Annotated in this window: 12 protein-coding genes; 3 read left to right on the top strand and 9 right to left on the bottom strand. The window is 32.9% G+C overall.

All coding sequences use genetic code 11. The features are described 5' to 3' along the window. The first annotated feature begins 204 nt into the window (after nt 1-204). The 3 genes from ASC44_RS10155 to ASC44_RS10165 all read left to right on the top strand — a co-directional run bounded on the left by ASC44_RS10155 (nt 205) and on the right by ASC44_RS10165 (nt 9,017). Nucleotides 205-5,007, top strand: coding sequence for a LamG-like jellyroll fold domain-containing protein (locus tag ASC44_RS10155; protein WP_055447489.1), 4,803 nt, complete (start codon nt 205-207; stop codon nt 5,005-5,007). Between the two features lie 211 nt (nt 5,008-5,218). Continuing rightward, a complete protein-coding gene (gene ileS / locus ASC44_RS10160) occupies nt 5,219-8,626 on the top strand; it encodes an isoleucine--tRNA ligase (protein ID WP_055447945.1) in 3,408 nt (1,135 codons plus the stop codon). A gap of 4 nt (nt 8,627-8,630) precedes the next feature. Next, nucleotides 8,631-9,017, top strand: coding sequence for a TraR/DksA family transcriptional regulator (locus ASC44_RS10165; protein WP_055447490.1), 387 nt, complete (start codon nt 8,631-8,633; stop codon nt 9,015-9,017). A gap of 69 nt (nt 9,018-9,086) precedes the next feature. Here ASC44_RS10165 and ASC44_RS10170 read toward each other — a convergent pair whose 3' ends face one another. From ASC44_RS10170 to ASC44_RS10210, 9 genes are all read right to left on the bottom strand, one after another. Continuing rightward, nucleotides 9,087-9,506 carry a hypothetical protein gene (locus ASC44_RS10170; RefSeq protein WP_055447491.1) on the bottom strand — a complete coding sequence of 140 codons (420 nt, stop codon included), beginning with the start codon at nt 9,504-9,506 and terminating at the stop codon, nt 9,087-9,089. Between the two features lie 100 nt (nt 9,507-9,606). Then, the gene (locus tag ASC44_RS10175; RefSeq protein WP_055447492.1) at nt 9,607-11,283 is read right to left on the bottom strand and encodes a choice-of-anchor J domain-containing protein; all 1,677 of its coding nucleotides are present in this window, start codon (nt 11,281-11,283) and stop codon (nt 9,607-9,609) included. 10 nt (nt 11,284-11,293) lie between these two features. After that, nucleotides 11,294-13,843 carry a TonB-dependent receptor gene (locus ASC44_RS10180; protein WP_055447493.1) on the bottom strand — a complete coding sequence of 850 codons (2,550 nt, stop codon included), beginning with the start codon at nt 13,841-13,843 and terminating at the stop codon, nt 11,294-11,296. Between the two features lie 167 nt (nt 13,844-14,010). Then, nucleotides 14,011-15,654, bottom strand: a complete 1,644-nt coding sequence (gene pgi, locus ASC44_RS10185) for a glucose-6-phosphate isomerase (protein WP_055447494.1) — start codon at nt 15,652-15,654, stop codon at nt 14,011-14,013. 12 nt (nt 15,655-15,666) lie between these two features. Next, nucleotides 15,667-16,986 (bottom strand): M23 family metallopeptidase, encoded by a 1,320-nt coding sequence (locus ASC44_RS10190; RefSeq protein WP_055447495.1) that lies wholly within the window; start codon nt 16,984-16,986, stop codon nt 15,667-15,669. Next, the gene (locus ASC44_RS10195) at nt 16,944-17,867 is read right to left on the bottom strand and encodes a tryptophan 2,3-dioxygenase family protein (protein WP_055447496.1); all 924 of its coding nucleotides are present in this window, start codon (nt 17,865-17,867) and stop codon (nt 16,944-16,946) included. The genes ASC44_RS10190 and ASC44_RS10195 overlap by 43 nt, the downstream gene beginning before the upstream one ends. After that, the gene (locus ASC44_RS10200) at nt 17,868-18,647 is read right to left on the bottom strand and encodes a DUF3108 domain-containing protein (protein ID WP_055447497.1); all 780 of its coding nucleotides are present in this window, start codon (nt 18,645-18,647) and stop codon (nt 17,868-17,870) included. Between the two features lie 153 nt (nt 18,648-18,800). Beyond that, nucleotides 18,801-19,964, bottom strand: coding sequence for a 4-hydroxyphenylpyruvate dioxygenase (gene hppD, locus ASC44_RS10205; protein ID WP_055447498.1), 1,164 nt, complete (start codon nt 19,962-19,964; stop codon nt 18,801-18,803). Between the two features lie 212 nt (nt 19,965-20,176). Then, nucleotides 20,177-21,337, bottom strand: a complete 1,161-nt coding sequence (locus tag ASC44_RS10210) for a homogentisate 1,2-dioxygenase (RefSeq protein WP_055447499.1) — start codon at nt 21,335-21,337, stop codon at nt 20,177-20,179.

Consider the following 21,337-nt stretch of genomic DNA (forward strand, 5'->3'; position numbering starts at 1 on the left):
CAAATTAAGTTGCCGAAGCGAACTTAACAGTTATTAAATCAAGTAGTTATTCGTTTTTAGTTTAAAATGCGTTAATGCATAAACTAAACGATAATTTGTGCATTTAATCGAATAATAAATGTTTGTGTTTGTTATTTAAACTAATATTGCGCCTACTTTTTACCTTTGACTCCCCAAGTCTATTGGAAATTAATGATTTAACCTATGAATACAACACTACTTAAAAGTGCTTTTTTAGTACTTTTCTTCTTTTTAATAAATAATATTTACTCACAATGTAATAATTGTGATGTTGTTGGTCCTACAACAGGTAATTTTGTTTTTGCGAGTAATACTAAAACTTGTTTTACAGCAAATGCAACACTTACCGATGTTACTTTTCATGATAATAGTTCGGTTTGTATTGCACCAGGTATAACAGTAACTATAAATGGTACTATAATAACAACGATAAATACCAGCGTAGATATTGATGTACAAGGTTCTTTTATTATTTTTCAACCTGTTGAATTTAAAAGTGAACTAGATTTATTTGTTTCGGCAACGGGATATTTAAAAACCGGAACATCTGGAAATGTAGATTTTGATTTCAATAGTTCAGGAGCTAATAGTATTGTAAATTATGGCTTAATAGAAATGGGAGCTTTAAAATTTGATAGCCCTTCTGCTAATAATTTCATTGAAAATTTTGGGACTTTCGATATTAATAAAGACATAGTATTAGAAGGTGCAACTAACCTTAGAAATAGAGGTGATTTGAATATAGGATTAAGTTTTGTTTTTAAGTCTAATGTTATATTTAGTAATTGTGGTAATGTAACTACAGAACAAGGATTTGATTTAGATGGAGGAAAGATAATTAATACTGGACTTTTTATAACAGAATCGGGGACTATTGTCTTTAATGGAGGTGTGTTAGAAAATTATGCAACTATGGATCTTAATTCTGGTATGAATATGTCTTCAAGTTCTGATTATCTTTATAATGAAGGAGAAATGACAATTAAAAGTACTGTTAATGTTACAAATGGTGTTTTTGCAGGTCCAACCAGTAACTCTAAACTTGGATATATAAGATTTGGACAAAAAGCTACTTTTAATAGTGGTACAATAGGCCCAAACCTTGATTTAGAGTATTATCCAGGAACAAATGCAGCAGACAAAGCTAATGTCTACCAAAATTTTAATAACTCTACAGAGTTAGCAAATGTTTCTAAAGCTTGTATTGCTTATGGTAACTGTTCACAAACTCTAATGTTAGATAATGATTGTAGAAATTTTGACGGAACACTAATTGATTATTGTGTAGATGGTGCTATTTTAGGTACAGCAACTACTAATGATCCAGATGGAGATGGGTTAAATAACAGTTGTGATCTTGATAATGATAATGATGGTATACTAGACTTTGATGAATGTGGAAGAGTAGAATTTAGTACTTTTTCTGTTACAAACGGAAACACTCAAACCTTTAACTTGACTGCTTCAACAGGTGGTTATGTAATTGATATTTCTTCGATAGACAATAGTTTTAATTTAATTATAAACGGTACCAAATTAGTGCCTGATGAAATTCAGTTTGATAATACGTGGGCATATACAACTGGAGAGTCTTTAGTACGTTTTGCTTCAGATAATTCTTTATATGGTCAGTCTGGTAATTCTAATGTTTGGTCAATAAATTATAATAATAGTAATCCGTTATTCATTTCATTAAGAATTTTTATATCTCCAAACGGAGAAGTTTCTATTCAGGGAAAACGTACAGCAACTTCAATATTAGAAGATTTAATTATAGACCCATCTCATCCACAGTTTAATACAATAACATGGAATTCGTCTGCAACAAATACTGTTAAGGTTACACAAAAAGTTCAAGGACCTACATTTTTGTATGCAACGGGTTATGGCTTAAATTGTAGTAATGATTTAGATGGAGATAATATCCCAGATTTTATTGACATAGATAGTGATAATGACGGTATTCCAGATAATGTAGAAGCTCAAACAACAATAGGTTATATTGCTCCAAGTGGTAATGGTGCATCAATGATAGATGCAAATAATGATGGAGTTGACGATAATTATGGAGAAGGCTTTGTAAACATAGAAGATACAGATGGAGATGGTACTCCAGACTATTTAGATTTAGATTCAGACAACGATCAAATGTTGGATATTGAAGAAAACGGAATGGCTAATGTAGCAAGTGGTGTAGATACAGATTTAGATGGTTTAGATGATTCTTTTGAAGGATCTAATGTTAATGATTTAGATTATAACGATGAGATAGATGATCCAACTAATTTAACAGTTTTACCAGATGCAGATGGAGATTTATTTACAGTTGGTGATTTAGATTATAGAGATGTTTTTAATGTTAATCCACCATCTTCAGCAACTATCGATTTCGATGGAATAGATGATTATTTAGATACAGCACCTTACATAGAAAACTGGACAGCAGGAACAGTTATGGGATGGGTAAAAATTGGTCATACTTCAAGTGGGAACCTTCCAAATTTATATAGTGTTGCAGGTCAGGAAAATATGAGGTTATACGTAACTAATGGTAGGACACCTGCTTTTTATGTTATTACTCAAGATCAAGTAACAGCTTCTAGTAACTATCCTTCTAATATACAGGTTCAACCAGATTCGTCATTAGGTATTAAATTAGAAAATGATCTATGGTATCATTTAACAGGAGTATTTAATTCTTCAGACCAAACAGTTAAATTGTATTTAAATGGAGAATTGGTTGGTACAACAACAGATTCAAGATTAAATTCTGAACTTTTAACTAAAAATTTTAATGGAACTCCTCATATTTATTCACAAAGAGGATTTACAATAGGACGATATCCAACAAATACAAGCACAGCTGGTTTTGGTCATTTTAAAGGAGATATTGATGAAGTTAGAATTTTTGATTCTGCATTAACAAACGATCAAATAAAACAAATGGTATATCAAGAAATTGAGAATAACTCAGGAGTTTTAAGAGGTACTGTTATACCAAAAGATATTCAAGATTTTAGTACTTCAGAAAAGGTATTATGGAGTCGTTTAAAAGGATATTACCCAATGTCTAACATAATTAGTAATACAACATCTGATTATTCCGAAAATAATAATAACTTAGAACTTCATAATATCACAAGCGTTCAAGAGCAAACAGCTCCAATGCCTTATCAAACAATAGCAGATGGAAATTGGTCAACAACAGCAACATGGCTTCATGGAGATGTTTGGGATATTACAGATGAAGTAAATAATAAAGACTGGTCTATTGTAAGTGTAAAAAATAATGTAGATACAGCTGTAAATCATACAACGCTAGGTTTGTTAGTAGATGCAAATAAAGAATTAGAAATTGCAAATAACGAACTTAAAAACACGTGGTATTTAGAATTAAATGGCTTTATAGATCTTGAGAATGATTCTCAATTAATTCAAACTAACGATAGTGAGTTAGTTGTTGGTACTAATGGTAGAATAGAAAGAGATCAACAAGGAACAGAAAATTTATATACTTATAATTATTTTTCGTCTCCAGTACATTCTAGTGATACCAACTCGGTAGTAGATGGAAATGAAATTTACACTATAGGTAATGTTATGATGGATGGAACAGATCCTACTAATCCAATAGCAATCGACTTTATTGGTGGTTATAATGGAGATAATAGTACTTCATCAATTAAAATTGCTAATTATTGGCTATGGAAATACGGAAACCTTGCAACAGATTACTATAATTGGCAACATGTCTCAGATAATGGAAGTCTTAAAGTTGGAGAAGGCTACTCGATGAAAGGACCTGGGTTAGGAGCTGTTACCAACGAACAAAATTATACTTTTTCTGGTAAGCCTAACAATGGTGCAATACTATTGCCAATAACGACAGGTAATACTTACTTAGTTGGTAACCCATACGCATCTGCAATAGATGCTCATGAATTTATTAATGACAATCCAAATCTTACTGGAAAGCTTTATTTTTGGGAGCATTTTGCAGGAGGTACACACAATACTGTAGGATACCAAGGAGGTTATGGAGTACGAAACCTTTCGGGCGGAGCTCCTGCAATACAGCACAACTATACAACAGGAGGAACAGATGCATCAGGAGGTACTGGTATAAAGACACCAAGACGTTACATACCTGTAGGTCAAGGGTTCTTTGTAGAAGGATTAAGTTCTGGCGATATTAAATTTGACAACGATCAAAGAATTTTTGTTAAAGAAATAGGGAATGCAAATTCATGGTTTTTTAAGAATAATACTACTTCTGTTACTAATACAGAAGACAATGCAGTAGAGGATTTAAGATCTAAATTTAGATTTGGCTATAAATCTCCCGAAACTTATAAAAGACAAATTCTTTTAACCATCGACGAAAATACAAGTATAGATTATAATTGGGGATACGATGCTAAAATAGACGAAGTTAATATTGAAGATATGTATTGGAATTTTGCAAATGAGAAATTTGTAATACAAGGAACAAACGAAACTTTACCAACAACAGCTCTGCCATTAACTGTTAAAACGGAAAATGGAGGTATTATAGAAATAGGTATTGATGCATTAGAAAATGTAGATCCATCTTTAGACATTTATTTAAAAGATAATGATACATACCATAATCTTAGAACACTAGCATATACAGTAACAGTAGAAGCAGGTGTTGTTGCTAATCGATTTGAAATTGTATTTACACCAGGAGAAACGCTAAACACTGAAGATTTCGATACAAAAGAAAACACTACTATTTTTTATAACAATACTCAAGAATCTCTATTTGTAAAAGGATTAAAAGATAATGTAAAGCAATTAGTTTTATATAATACTTTAGGTCAAAATGTATTTAATAAACAAGACTTAAGTGCACAAACATTAGCAAACGGTATTTCAATTTCAAACTTAAGCACAGGTTTATATATTGTTAGTATTAAGACAGAAAATAATACTATAATAGATAAGAAGATAATAATAGAATAACGATCCCTTAATTTTAATTTAAAAGCTTCAGTTTTTTACTGAAGCTTTTTTTGTGCCATAAAAGCAGTCCTTTTAGTAGAATTTCTTAATTTCGCTTTTCCTATTAGAAATAAGTCAAATGCTTAGTAATTTGATGGTTAGAAATGGTCTCAATTGACTTATTCCATGTGACTTTATAGGAAAATAATACAAATAGATGAAATTAGAAAAAATGAGTGCAGGATTCCCTGAATATAAAGGACTTAACTTACCAAACGTAGCAGAAGAAATTTTAGCATACTGGCAAGAAAATAACATCTTCGAAAAGAGTGTAACTACTCGTGAAAATGCAGAACCTTATGTGTTTTTCGAAGGACCACCAAGTGCAAATGGGCTACCAGGTGTACATCATGTTTTAGCACGTGCTATCAAAGATATTTTTCCACGTTACAAAACCATGAAAGGTTACCAAGTAAAGCGTAAAGCAGGTTGGGATACGCATGGATTACCAATAGAATTGGGTGTAGAGAAAGAATTAGGTATTACCAAAGAAGATATTGGTAAAACTATTTCTGTAGAAGATTATAACGCAGCTTGTAGAAAAGCAGTTATGCGTTATACAGATGTTTGGAACGATTTAACTCAAAAAATGGGTTATTGGGTAGATATGGAGGATCCATACATTACTTACGAACCTAAATACATGGAAACAGTATGGTGGTTATTGAAAGAAATATACACTAAGAAATTAATGTATAAAGGTTATACTATTCAGCCTTATTCACCAAAAGCAGGTACAGGTTTAAGTTCTCACGAGGTTAACCAACCAGGTGCATACCAAGATGTAACCGATACAACTATTGTTGCTCAGTTTAAAGCAATAGAAAGTACATTGCCAGATTTTTTACAGAACGAAGGCGATATTCATTTTACAGCATGGACTACAACACCATGGACATTACCAAGTAATACAGCATTAACTGTTGGGCCAAAAATAGATTATGTTTTAGTAGAGACTTATAACCAGTACACATTCAAACCAATGAATGTGATTATGGCCAAACTATTGGTCGCAAAACAATTTGCTGGAAAACTATTCAATCAGGTTGAAGATAAAGCAGCACTTTTAGAATACAAAGATGGAGACAAAGTAATTCCATATTTTGTAGTAAAAGAGTTTGTTGGTAAAGATCTTGTTGGTATTAAATACGAACAATTATTAGCATACGCTTTACCAAACGATAATCCTCAAGATGCTTTTAGAGTTATCGCAGGAGATTTTGTAACTACCGAAGATGGTACAGGAATAGTACATACAGCGCCAACTTTTGGAGCAGATGATGCTTTAGTAGCAAAACAAGCATCACCAGAAATCCCACCACTTTTAGTAAAAGATGAGAACGATAACTTAGTACCACTTGTAGATTTACAAGGTCGTTTTAGACCGGAGATGAAAGAGTTTGGTGGTAAGTATGTTAAAAACGAATATTATAACGATGGTGAAGCGCCAGAACGTTCAATAGACGTTGAGTTAGCTATTAAGTTAAAAGAAGAAAATAAAGCCTTTAAGGTTGAGAAATACAAGCACAGTTATCCACATTGTTGGCGTACAGATAAACCAATTCTTTATTACCCATTAGACTCTTGGTTTATTAAAGTTACAGATGTTAAAGGTCGTATGCACGAGCTTAACACGAGTATTAATTGGAAACCAAAATCTACTGGAGAAGGTCGATTTGGAAACTGGTTAGCAAACGCAAACGATTGGAATTTATCGCGTTCTCGTTATTGGGGAATACCATTACCAATTTGGAGAACCGAAGATGGTAAAGAAGAAATTTGTATTGGTTCTGTTGAAGAATTAAAAGCTGAGATGAAAAAGGCAGTTTCTGCTGGTGTTTTAGCTGAAGATATTTTTGCTGATTTCGAAGTTGGAAACAATTCCGAAGAAAACTATGCTAAAATAGATTTACATAAAAACATTGTTGATGAGATTGTATTAGTTTCAGAAAGCGGACAAACAATGAAACGTGAAAGCGATCTTATAGACGTTTGGTTCGATTCTGGTTCTATGCCTTATGCACAATGGCATTATCCTTTTGAGAATAAAGAGAAGATTGATAGTAACGAATCGTTTCCAGCAGATTTTATTGCGGAAGGTGTAGACCAAACACGTGGATGGTTTTACACACTTCATGCGATTGCAACTATGGTATTCGATTCTGTAGCGTATAAAAATGTAGTGTCTAATGGTTTAGTGTTAGATAAAAACGGGCAGAAAATGTCTAAACGTTTGGGTAATGCAACGGATCCTTTCGAAACTTTAGATACTTATGGAGCAGATGCTACGCGTTGGTATATGATCGCGAATGCAAATCCATGGGATAATTTAAAATTCGATTTAGAAGGAATAGAAGAGGTGAAGCGTAAGTTCTTCGGAACACTTTATAACACCTATTCATTCTTTCAATTATATACAAACCTTGATAAGTTTACTTATGCTGAAGATGAGGTTGCTCTAGAATTAAGACCTGAGATAGATAGATGGATACTTTCAGAATTAAATACACTAATTCAAAAAGTAGATGAGTACTATGCAGAGTACGAACCAACAAAAGCAGCACGTGCAATTTCCAACTTTACTCAAGATTATTTAAGTAACTGGTATGTACGTTTAAGTAGAAGACGTTTCTGGAAAGGTGATTATCAACAAGATAAGATTTCGGCTTACCAAACATTATATACTTGTATGTTAACCATAGCAAAACTTGGAGCGCCAATTGCACCATTTTTTATGGATAAACTTTACTTAGACTTAACAAATACAACACATACAGAGACCTTTGAAAGTGTACATTTGGCAGAGTTCCCAGTAAGTGATGAACGCTTTATAGATAAAGCTTTAGAACGAAAAATGGAGGCTGCACAGACAATATGTTCTTTGGTGCTATCCTTAAGAGCTAAAGAAAAAATTAAAGTACGTCAGCCGTTACAAAAAATAATGATTCCTGTAAGTTCAGAAGAACAGAAAGAAGAAATTTTAGCGGTAGCAGATTTAATTAAGAGTGAAGTAAATATTAAGGATGTGGAGCTAATAGAAGATGCTTCAGATATTTTAGTTAAGCAAATAAAACCTAATTTTAAAGCATTGGGACCACGTTTTGGAAAAGACATGAAGCTTATTGCTGGGCAAATACAGAAGTTTAATGCAGACGACATTAAAAATATCGAACAAAACGGAAGTATCGATGTCGAGTGTAATGGAAAAAGCATTACTTTAGAACGTACAGATGTGGATATTACTTCTCAAGATATCGAAGGATGGCTTGTTGCTAGTGAAGGCGCATTAACAGTTGCTTTAGATGTAACAATTTCTGAAGGTTTACGAGAAGAAGGTATTGCGAGAGAGCTTGTAAATCGTATTCAGAATTTACGTAAAGATTCAGGTTTTGAGGTTACAGATCGTATTTCTGTTAAATTGCAAAAACATGAAGAAATTACTAAAGCAGTGAAAACAAATTTAGAATATATTAAGGCCGAAACATTAACAGATAGTCTTGAGATTGTAGAACAGTTAGATAATGGTATAGATATTGCATTCGACACTATAAATACTAAGTTATTTATCACAAAACACTAATAGTATGTCATCAGAACACACAGTAAGATATTCAGATAAGGAATTAGCAGCTTTTAAAGTTATAATTCAAGAAAAAATAGAGAGCGCAAAGCACGATTTAGAGCTTATTAAAAGTGCGTACATGAATGACCATAATAATGGTACAGAAGATACTTCGCCTCAATTTAAAGCCTTTGATGAAGGTAGTGCGGTTAACAGTAAAGAATCTAATTCTGCTTTAGCTATTAGACAAGAGAAATTTATTCGTGATCTTAAAAATGCTTTAATTAGAGTAGAGAATAAGAGCTATGGCGTTTGCCGTGTAACTGGTAAATTAATTAATCCAAAGCGATTAGAATTAGTGCCACATGCTACCTTAAGTATTGAAGCTAAAAATATACAGAAGTCTTAAAGAATTTTATTTTAAAACAAAAAACGCAACTAATTTAGTTGGCGTTTTTGTTTGTTATAATAGTAAAGATTAGAACCAAATACTCCAAGGAATCTTTGCTAATACTAAAATTAGTGCTAACGTATAAAATATAGCCAAAGGCTTTAGTTTTCCAGCTGAGGTTAATTTCTTTTTGTGTTTAGAATAACCAATTGTAATGAATGCAACTGCTAAAATCATGGCAAGAGGATGCTCGATAGCATTAGAGCGTATTGCTTTATTGCTCATAACTTCTCCTACAGAAAGCTCTCCAAAATAATCTTGTGAGAACCATAATACAATACCAATAAGTAATTGGATATGCGATACGATTAAAGTGAATAAGGCAATTCTAAAATCTCTTGGCTCGTACTCTTTTTTTCCAAAATGTTTTATTAATGCATTTCCTGCGGCTGTTATCATCATAAAGAAGACGAGATATGCCCAATAAGAGTGCAACATTTTAATCATAATTTGTGTTTTAATTAGTTATATAACAAATGTAGTAATTATTAGTCATAAAAAAACCGCTTCTTTAAATAAGCGGTTTTTAATAATATAGTGATAGGTATTAGTTAAATAGTACCCACTCGCCATTTGTTTTAATAAGATGCATGTCTTGTACTCCAGGACCTGCATTAAAAATATCGAATGTTAAAAGATATTTTTGAGCCTCTTCCGCATTTGGATATAGGTTATCTAATAATATTGCCATTGCAGTTGCAACCATTTCAGTACTCCACCCAGAAGTACCTGTAGCGGTATTAAAGTTTCCGTATTGGTTTAAGTTTGCTGCTGCTGCCTCAAAACCTTCTGTTGTTAATAGTTGAGAAGCTGCGTAAGAGTAATCTGCTGATACTAAAGTATATTTAATAGTGTTATCTGGAACCCAGATTCCATTGTCAAAACCAAACTGTAGAGAAGCTATACTTGGCGTCCAAACACCATTAATAACAGTGTACAAATTACCTTTTGTTATAGTTTGTATTGTGCTACCTGCATAATACCTGTACATTATGTACATAGAATCTTCTTCCTGAGCAAAAGGGTACTTTAAGCTTAAGAATGCTGGTAAGTAATCGCTAGCTAATAAAGATCCACTAAAGTTATTAAACTGTCCTGGCTGTCCTTGGCTTTCACCCATGAAGTCATAATCATCAGATGTTAAATATCTTACATCATTAACAAGTTCCCAAGTTCCAGCTTCAGAAAATTGGTAGTAATCAGATTTTGTTAGTGTATCACCTTCAATACCTACTGTTTTAAGTGTTACTGATGCTACTCTCCAACGTCCTGCGTTAGTAAGTGTAGATACATATTTTAATGCAATGTTTACTGTTTGACCATCGTAAGCTGAAAAGTCGTAATCTTCAGATGGGTCTAAGTCATCTTCTGATGCTGGTGTAGCTAATGTAATTTCATCCCAAGTAGCAGTAGCAATATCATTTGCATAATCTGTAGATACTAAAATCTTAAGTACAGAAGGATCATTTGCATATTTAATTGCATGTGCAATTTGGAATTTTACATTTGTTTCACCTGCTAAATCTATAGCCGGAGAAACTAACCATTCTTCGTTAGCAGAAGCTGCGCCATTAATAAAACCATTTCCTTGAATGTAGCTTGAGTTTGTTAACCAAACAGAATCGTTTCCAGAAACTTCTTCTGTACTCCAACCCGCTAAGTTGTCTTCAAAAACATATTCTTCTAACGCTGCAAAACCTACAACTGGTTCTTCTGTAAATTGTCTGTATTGAGCTCTTACAACATCTCCTATTTCTGGAGTTGCAATTTCATTTAATAGAAGATTACTAATAGTTGCTTGTGAATCTTCATTTTGATAAAAAGCATTTGCACCTTCAATTGGGTAATCTTCAGAGACTAATGTATAACTATCAGCATTAACAAAGCTTGATACATCTGAAGGATTACCATCATATAAATTATAATTAACTAACACAGATGATCCTTGTCCCCATAAAGGGTATTTGCTACTTAAAAAAGGAGGTAGCATATTTTTTGCATCATCTACAGAGCTAAAAGCTTCGAATGTTTCATAATAATCTGGTTCGTCATCTTCACCTTGCTCAACTATTGCTGCATAGTCGTCAGTTGTTAATGTAATTACATCGTCGCCAACAATCGGTCTTTCTATTGAGTCGATATCGTTATTAATATCTTCTAAAGGATTACATCCTGTTAAAACAGATGCTCCAATAATTGCTAATAAATAAACTATTTTTTTCATTTTTATTTTTTTAAAAGTTAAGTTTCAGTCCAACACTAAATGTTCTTCCGTAACCATAAAATACTGTAGATGTTTGAGCATTAGAATTTGAACCATCTCTAGCATCAGAAACATACTCAGTATCGAAAATATTGTTTATTCTACCTGTTAATTTAGCATCGAAACCTCCAAAAGCAAAACCATGGCTAAGTGCTGTGTCAAAAAGACCGTAAGCAGGTAGTTCCCATGCATCTTCTGTATAACTTGGATCATTTCTATCACTAGGATCGAAATCTGCATATAGATTAGTATAGTAGTTATAATCTACAATAAATCTTGTTTTAGGAGCTAATTTGTAGCTACCACCTAAAGCAAATGTTGTTTGCGCAGCATCACCTACATGTAAATCTTCAATAAATAAGTTCACAGTTTTAACTAATTCTTGGTCATCGTTAAAAATTTGAACATTCTCTACGTTGTTATCCCATTTCCAATCTCCAAGAGAAGCAACACCTGTTAATGTTAATTTTTCTGTAGCTTTATATTTTAAATCTACTTCAATACCTTGGTGAATAGCATTTACACCTAAAACGTTTGCAGATGCAAATGTTCCATCTGGTTGATCGAATGATACAGTTTCAGATCTATCTTTCCACAGTGTTCTGTAAATGTTAACGTTAGCTGTTAATTTTTCGCTTCTAAAACCATAACCTAGTTCAAAACTAGTAATTTTTTGGTTTTCAGCATCTTCAATAATATGCTCGTTATCAAACTGAGTAAATACAGCATCAAAAAGTGGTGCTTTTTCAAAGTAACCTATGTTAGCAAAAACATTATGGTTGTCATCAATATTATAGTTAGCTCCTCCTTTTGCTCCGTAACCAAAAAAGTTGTAACGGTCTGTTTCTTGTAATGGATCGCTATCTAAATAGTTAAAGTAATCTACTCTTTTATAAGAAGTGTTTGAAGCTGATAAAGATACGAATGCTGCTAATTTGTCTTTAGAATATTCTAATTGAGTAAATGCTCCGTACCATCCAACTAATCCGTCGTTAGAATAACTTCTTTTATCACCAACTTGTAATGTTGCATTAGGGTTGTTTACATTGCTATCGTCTGCTAAGTATTGTCCTCCTAATAAATCTGTTACTTCTTGATAGTGTATTCCTTTATAGTTTCTATAATCTAAACCTCCTAAAAGCACTAACTCGTCTGTTAAATCAGTTTTTAATGTAGAGATAACACCATACCAAACGTGATCGTTTCTAGATGCTCTTAATGCTGCTGTAGAACCATTTGCACCATTTGCAATGTTTTCATCAACAATTTTATCTAAATCAATAGGACCTTTATTTCCTAATCTATAATCTGAACTTCCTAAATTAAATTTAGAACTTTCTTCTCCAGCTGTACCGCCACCTCCTCCAGATCCGAAAGATGCATACGCTGCAGTAGACACAGATGTTTTATCGTTAATTGTCCAATAGTGGTTTAAAGATATTTGCGGTTTGTGGTAAAAGTTATCTTCAACGTGAGTTACTTCTCCGTTTTTGTATCCCCAATCTGGGTTAAACTTTCTTCCTCTTTCACTCTCTGTGTAAGTTTCAATAGTGTTTCTGTTTTGTCTTTGACCATGACGTTGTTTGGCACCAAAAGCAGTAAAAGATAATTTATGGTTGTCGTTTATTTCTTTTGAAATATTTACGAAATAAGAAACTGCATTAAACTCTGTTCCATCTACATAACCGTCACCATCTGTTTTAGATCCAGATACTGTAGCAGCAAAACCATTTTCCATTAATCCAGTAGAATAAGTGAAACCGAATTTTTTATAACCATCATTAGCTAAAGTTGTGTATATATTTCCTCCTTCTTCCGTATCAGTAGTTTTGCTAATAATATTTATTGTTCCTCCAATAGAAGGTACAGCAACTTTAGAAGCTCCTAATCCTCTTTGTACTTGCATAGAACTAGTAACGTCTCCTAATCCAGCCCAGTTAGACCAGTATACTTGACCATTTTCCATATCGTTTACTGGTACACCATTAATCATTACAGCAACGTTTTCTGATGTAAATCCACGTAAATTAATACGTCCATCTCCATAACCACCACCACTTTTAGTAGCGTATACTCCTGGAGTAGATTTTAAAACTTCTGGAAATTCTTGAGTTCCAAGTTTTAATTCAATATCGGCTGCTCTAATAGTAGATACTGCAACTGGTGTTTTTCTGTCTACAGCTACAGATGCCATAATATTAACTTCTTGTAACCCAAATTCACTTGGAGCTAAAGTAATACTCCCAAGGTCTTTACTACCTGTAATTGTAAATTCTTGAGATAAGTAACCTACGTAAGATACAATTATTGTTGCGTCTTTAGATTTAGTTACAATGCTAAAATTACCGTCGAAATCTGTAGAAATCCCATTAGAAGTACCTGCTTCTAAAATGTTTACACCAGGTAAAGGATAATTAGTTTCTGGATCTAATACAGTTCCTGTTACTGTACTTTGAGCCATAGTAATTGCAGAACTTAAGATAGTTACTGCAAAAAACAACATTTTAATAGTGTTTTTCATTTGGTTTAATTAAAGTTAATATGTTTTAATTTTTTTGCAAAAATAGGGATAATAAAGCCTTTAATATTAACTTAATGTTAACAAATTTTCACTTTTTAAAGATAGTTTTTATTAGCGGATATTTTATTATTAATAAAAAAAACTATTAACAGTTTTTTTAACAATTATTATCTAAATTTTTTAAAGTATTCTAAAAGATTTAGGGTAGAAGCATCATGATTCTCTGAAGTGTTAAATTTAATGTCTTCTAAAATTGTACTAGCTAATTGTTTTCCAAGCTCTACACCAAATTGATCATAACTATATATATTCCAGATAATTCCTTGTACGAATATCTTATGCTCATACATGGCTATTAGCTTACCTAAGCTCTCTGGAGTTAATTTTTCAATGAAGATTGAGTTGGTAGGTTTATTACCTTCAAAAACTTTAAAAGGAAGTAAATCTTTTATTTCTTGATCTGATATTTTTTGGCCTTTTAATTCCTCTAGTACCTGCGCTTCGGTTTTACCGTTTAAAAGTGCTTCAGTTTGGGCAATATAGTTAGATATTAATTTGTCTTGATGGTCTTTGTTGCCATGAAGGCTTTCTGCAAACCCAATAAAATCTGCTGGAATTAATTTTGTGCCTTGATGTATAAGTTGAAAGAAGGCATGCTGAGAGTTAGTGCCTGGTTCTCCCCATATTAGTGTACCTGTTTCATAATTTACTCTATTTCCATTTCTGTCTATAGATTTTCCATTACTCTCCATAATACCTTGTTGGAGGTAAGTAGCAAATTGATTTAAATATTGAGAGTAAGCAATTACTGCTTCGCTTTCAGCTCCAAAAAAGTTATTATACCAAACGCTTATTAAAGCTAAAACAACAGGAATGTTATTTTCGAATTCTTCGGTTTTAAAATGAATATCCATTTCATTGGCTCCCTTTAATAACTTATTAAAGTTCTCGAATCCAACAGCTAGACTTACTGTTAAACCAACAGCGCTCCAAAGAGAAAAGCGTCCACCTACCCAATTCCACATTGGGAAAATATTAGCTTCTTCAATACCAAAAGCTTTTACTTTTTCAGTGTTTGTTGATACTGCTACAAAGTGTTTAGCAATATCTTCTTGCTTGCCATGTTTTAGAAACCACTCTCGAAGTGTATTTGCATTAGATAAGGTTTCTTGTGTTGTAAAAGTTTTAGATACTATAACAAAAAGAGTTGTTTCAGGATTTAACTTTTTTATAACTTCGTTAACATGGTCGCCATCTACATTGCTTACGAAATGAGTAGTTAGATGGTTTTTATAAAACTGAAGAGATTCTACCACCATGGCAGGACCTAAGTCACTACCTCCAATTCCAATATTTACAACATCTGTAAAGGGTTTGTTGGTATATCCTTTTTTATTACCAGATACAACTTCGTTTGTAAAGTCTTTCATTTTTGCTTTAACAGCGAAAATTTCTGGCATAACATTTTTTTCGTCTACTAATACTACATCGCTTTCTTTTCCGCGTAAGGCAGTGTGTAAAACGGCTCTGTTTTCAGTTTTGTTTATAATGTCTCCTGAGTAGTAAGCCGTAATAGCTTCCTTTAGTTTTACTTGATCTGCAAGTTCTAAAAGGAGTTTGAAGGTCTCTTTTGTGATACGGTTTTTAGAGAAATCTACATAAAAATCTTCCCAATCTATTTTAAAGTTATCTGCTCTTTGTTTATCTGAAGAAAACAGTTCTTTAATATTAACTTGTTTAACATCATCAAAATGATTTTGTAATGCTTTCCAAGCTTTCGTAGTTGTTGGGTTGATTGATGGTAGTGCCATTTTTGTAGTGGTCTAAGTAATTAGTTTGTGTTCGTCTAGTTCTGTGTTCAAACTATCGGGTTCTATAAGTTTTTTTGGATAATCTAATTGTTCTAATTGAGTTTTTATTGGTCTTATGTGCTCTAAAAATTTAATTTTTAGGCTATCGGAAATTGGTTTGGCTTCTGGTAGTTTTTCTTTAAAGGGATCAACTTCTTTTCCATTTTTCCAAAAACGATAGCATACATGGTTTCCAGATGAGCTTCCGGTATTTCCAACATAACCAATAATTTCTCCTTGTTTTACAAAATCACCAACCTTTACGTTTCTTTTAGACATATGAAGGTATTGCGTGCTGTAAGTTGCGTTATGCTTTACTTTAACAAATTTACCATTACCTAAACCATAACCAGATCTTGTAACGGTTCCATTTGCTGTAGACATTATAGGTGTTCCATTAGGAGCTGCAAAGTCTGTGCCTCTGTGTGCTTTTATTCGATATCCATAATGTGCAATACGTCTTTTAAGATTGTATCGCGATGAAATACGACTAAAATTTACTGGTGCTTTTAAAAAGGCACGACGTAAATTTTTAGCTTCGTCACTAAAATAATCGCGAATACCTAAAACGGAGTCTGTTTCGAAATTAAATGCGTAAAATGGTTCTTTGTTGTGCTCGAAATAGGCTGCCTTTATTTCGTGAATTCCTGCGTAAATAGAATCATCAATATATTTTTCAGTATAAACAACCTTGTATTTATCATTTTTTTGAAGTCTTGAAAAATCTATGGTCCAAGCATAAATATCACTCATTTTTAAGGCTAACATAAATGGCTTGCCTTCGTCGCTCATAGCTTGAGAAATGTTTGAAGTAATTACTCCTGAAGCTGTTTTTTCAACATATTTAATAGGTTTGTAACTTGTATAAGTTTTAATAGAATCTTGAAAATCTATAACAACATAACGTTCTTTTGTAGGCTGGTAAATAAAACATTTTGGACTTTGAAGAGAGTCATTAGAACATAATAAGGTATAAGGCTTACCTAATTGTAGATTCCTGCTTACATCAAAACTATCTTTTGATTTGTTTGTTATTTCAAAAATTTTAGGATAAGAAATGTTGTTGCGCTCTAAAATCTTTCCGAAAGTATCACCATTTTTAATAGTATCTTTCTTAACGATATAATTTTCTAAATTAAATCCAAATTCGAAAATTTCTTTGGGTTCTTCAACTAATGCTGTGTCAAGAGCGTCGCTATTTTCGACCTCTTTTTTACAGCTTAAAATAGAAATAAAGCATAAAACTGCTATTATACATTTTTTCCCCAATCGTCTAGTTCCTGTTGACTCCATAGATCTGGAAAGAATATTCTTCTTTGATACTTTGGATGCATATATTTTACCCATTCGCTTCCTCCTGTTGCTTCTACTGCTTTTCCACCAATGTTAAGATAGTGGTTTGCTGTGTTATAATGTGCCATTACCCAAGTAATGTTTACTGTGTAATCGTAATGACGCATTGCTTTAATTAAATCTTTGTCTTCTCTAACGTCTTTTGGTAATTTTTTAAAAATTGACCACAAGTTATGTGTGTTAGTGAATTTTACAAATCTAATAAATTCGTCTTTGTATTTCTCTTCGAAAACTGTTAATGTATACGTTTTTTTACCAGTTTTATAATCTTTACCTGCTGCTTGCCAATATAAGTGTTCAAATGCATGTTCAAAAGGTGTGTTTCTGTCTATGCTTTCTCTAAAACGATTATCTATAAGATTGATAAGTTCTGTAGAGGCAAATTCAATTTTTCTGTATTGTGCACTTTGAAAACCACTAGCGGGCGTTAAAGTGTGTCTAAACTTATTATATTGCTCTACGTCCATTCCATCTTTCATTACAGTAAAAGAAGATGTAAGTACATCGAAATAACGACTAATACGCATTATTTTTGTTTCAAAAAAGGAAGCAGTGATGTCTTCTTTTTTTGCGACTTGATCTATTTCCCAAAGAATCATTTTAAATAATAATTCGTTTACTTGGTGGTACATTAAAAACACCATTTCGTCTGGAAATACTGTACGTTGTATTTGTAGATTTAATAGAGCGTCTGTTTGTATATAATCCCAATAGTCTATTGGTTTACTATGTAATAAACCTTCCAAATGAGTATTTACATTTTGGTCTATTGCTTCGTATTTATTCTTTAGTTGGTCGGTTATTTTATTATCTATACTCATTTAATTATCAACTACAATTTTAAACGGATGTTTTAATCCTTTAAAAGCCTCAAGATCTGCTCTTAAAGAACCAACGGCTAAGTCTGCCTTAATACGTAAAGGTACTTTATTTTTATCTTTAGAAACCCAAAGCGTTAAACTTTCTTCCTCTTTAAAGACGCGACCAGCCATAACGTAAGGTCTAAATTTTAGAGTTTCAATTTTACCAAACTCTGTTTTAATAGTTTCTTCTCCTAAGTATTTTAATTTAAAACCATAGTTCTCTTCATCAAAAAACATATCTAATTTTATTTCGTCTCCAGCTTTTAAATTTGAAACATCCAACTTATTACGTAAATAATAGAATGTAGAAACCATGTCTTGAACATTTGGCTTGATGTCTACCGTTTTTTTAGTGTTGTGTTTTTTGTTATGTATTTGGGCTGTTTTATTGGTATGATCGAAATCAATTTCTAATTTTTTAGTGTGTCCTCCTTCGTCTATATCTCTAATAAACTTATATGGTATCATTTTTTCTGCATCAAAATAGCTCTCGTAGCGGTCTTTTACTTTGAAAAACCATTTTGCCATTCCGGTGGTCCAGCCTTTTCCAACAACATGAAATACAGGTTTTCCATTAAGATCTTTTTCTTTTACAGATAAAGTTGCATTTCCTGCTTTAAAGAAATTACTGTAGCTCATTTTAAATTTGAACCATTCGCCATCTCCAAACGCACCGTCTTGTGCAGAAGTAATATTTATTGAGGCTATTGTGAGTAATATAAGTAGTAATTTTTTCATAAGATTTGAGTTATTATAATCAACTTTATTTTAAAGCATTTATTGCATTATAAACATAAGATTACAATTACTATTCCAAAAGTATAAAACAAAAAAATACCATCTAAATAATAGACGGTATTTTTTAATGATTTTTTTTTGACAGATTATATATTAAAGTGTTCCTCTTTTTTCTTGCTCTCGCTCAATAGATTCGAATAGCGCTTTAAAGTTTCCTGCTCCAAAACCTTGTGCTCCCATACGTTGTATGATTTCAAAAAACAAAGTAGGTCTATCTTCGACTGGTTTTGTGAAAATTTGAAGTAAGTAACCTTCTTCGTCAGCATCTATCATTATCGATAGTTTTTGAAGCTCGCCAATATCTTCTTTCATCATGTCCATGTGATCACCTAATCGGTTTGGGATATCGTCATAATATGATTGTGGTGGAGGTGGTAAAAATTCTATTCCTCTAGCTTTTAATTGTGCAACGGTTTTAATAATATCGTCTGTTGCTACAGCAATGTGTTGTACTCCTGAACCTTCGTAAAAGTCTAAGTATTCTTCAATTTGAGATCTTTTAGCAGCTTTTGCAGGTTCGTTTATTGGAAATTTAATACGACCATTTCCATTACTCATTACTTTACTCATAAGAGCAGAGTATTCTGTGTGAATTTGCTTATCGTCGAAAGATAAAAAGTTTACAAAGCCCATAACATCTTCGTACCATTTTACCCACTCGTTCATTTGTCCCCAACCAACATTACCAACCATATGGTCGATATATTTTAAACCTACTGGCTCTGGATTGTAATCGCTTTCCCATGCTTGAAATCCTGGCATAAATGTTCCAGTATAGTTTTTGCGTTCTACAAACATGTGCACAGTTTCTCCATAAGTATAGATTCCTGCTCTTACTACTTCTCCAAATTCGTCTTTTTCTACGGTTGGTTCCATGTACGATTTTGCACCACGTTTTGTGGTTTCTTCGTAAGATTTCCTCGCATCATCTACCCAAAGAGCAACGACTTTTACGCCATCTCCATGTTTTACAATGTGGTTGTTTATTTCAGATTTACTGTTTAATGGTGTTGTTAAAACTAAACGAATTTTGTCTTGTTTTAATACATAACTAACAGAGTCTCTAGATCCTGTTTCTAATCCTTTATAGGCATAAGATTGAAAACCAAATGCTGTTTTGTAAAAATGTGCTGCTTGTTTGGCGTTACCAACGTAGAATTCTACGTAGTCTGTTCCTAAAAGCGGAAGGAAATCTTGTGCACCTTCAAATATTTTTTCTAAACCGTAGTTTACTGATTTTACTTCTTTTTTACTCATAATATTTATGTCTTATTCTTTCGTTTGAAAGAGAACCAACTTAATAAGTTGGTATTGTTATATTGTTTTTACTATTACCTTACAAGTATTCTAGCCCTGATTACTTCACAAGACTCTTATTTATATGGAGTTTAGTGATTGCTTCGCAGTTGAAACGGCATCCTTTTTTGTTTTTCTCAAAAAAAAATATAGTGTAAAGCAGGAAATAGCTTCTAATGATCTAACCAAGATTTGTGGTAATCTTCATCCGCAATTTTCATGGCTTCTTCTGTAACCATTAAAGGCTTGAAAGTGTCTACCATGACTGCTAATTCTTCGGTTTTGGTTTTACCTATACTTTTCTCTGCTGTTCCTGGGTGTGGACCGTGTGGAATACCTGCTGGGTGCAGTGAAATATGCCCTTGGTCTATATCGTTACGGCTCATAAAATCGCCATCTACGTAGTACAATACTTCGTCACTATCTATATTACTGTGGTTGTAAGGTGCAGGAATACTTTGTGGGTGGTAATCGTACATGCGTGGTACAAAACTACAGATTACAAAGGCGTCTGTTTCGAAGGTTTGGTGTACTGGTGGTGGTTGGTGTATGCGACCTGTAATGGGTTCGAAATCGTGAATTGATAATGCGTATGGGTAATTGTAACCATCGTAGCCCACAACATCGAAAGGGTGTGAGGCGTATACCATATCGAAAATGTCGCCTTGTTTTTTAACTTTCATTAAAAAATCTCCAGATTCGTTATTGGTTTCTAATTCGTATGGTCTGCGGATATCGCGTTCGCAAAATGGCGAATGTTCTAAAAGTTGCCCGAAGTGATTTCTATAGCGTTTTGGTGTGTAAATTGGTCTGCGAGATTCTACAATAAAGAGTCTGTTGTCTTCGGTGTCGAAATCTATTTTATAGATTATACCACGAGGGATTATTAAATAATCTCCATATTTAAAGTCTAGATTACCAAGATGTGTTCTCAATTTCCCTGAGCCTTTGTGGATAAAGATCATTTCGTCTGCATCAGAATTTTTATAGAAATAGTCTGTTGTAGAGTGTTTAGGTGCTGCTAAAATTATGGTACAATCGCTATTTGTTAAAACGGCTTTACGGCTTTCTAGGTAATCGTTTTCTGGTTTTACTTGAAAGCCTCTAAAACGATAGGATTGTATGTGGTTTTCTTTTGCAATTTTAGGTGCAACACTGTATTGCTTTTTTATTTCTTTTACTTGTGTTGGACGTTGTTCGTGGTAAGAGTTTGTGCTCATACCATCGAAACCTATGGTTCCAAAAAGTTGTTCGGAATATAAAGACCCATCTTCTTTTCTAAATTGTGTGTGTCTTTTATGCGGTATGTTTCCTAATTTGTGATAAAACGGCAT

Source organism: Lacinutrix mariniflava (assembly GCF_001418015.1).
GTDB classification, from domain to species: domain Bacteria; phylum Bacteroidota; class Bacteroidia; order Flavobacteriales; family Flavobacteriaceae; genus Lacinutrix; species Lacinutrix mariniflava.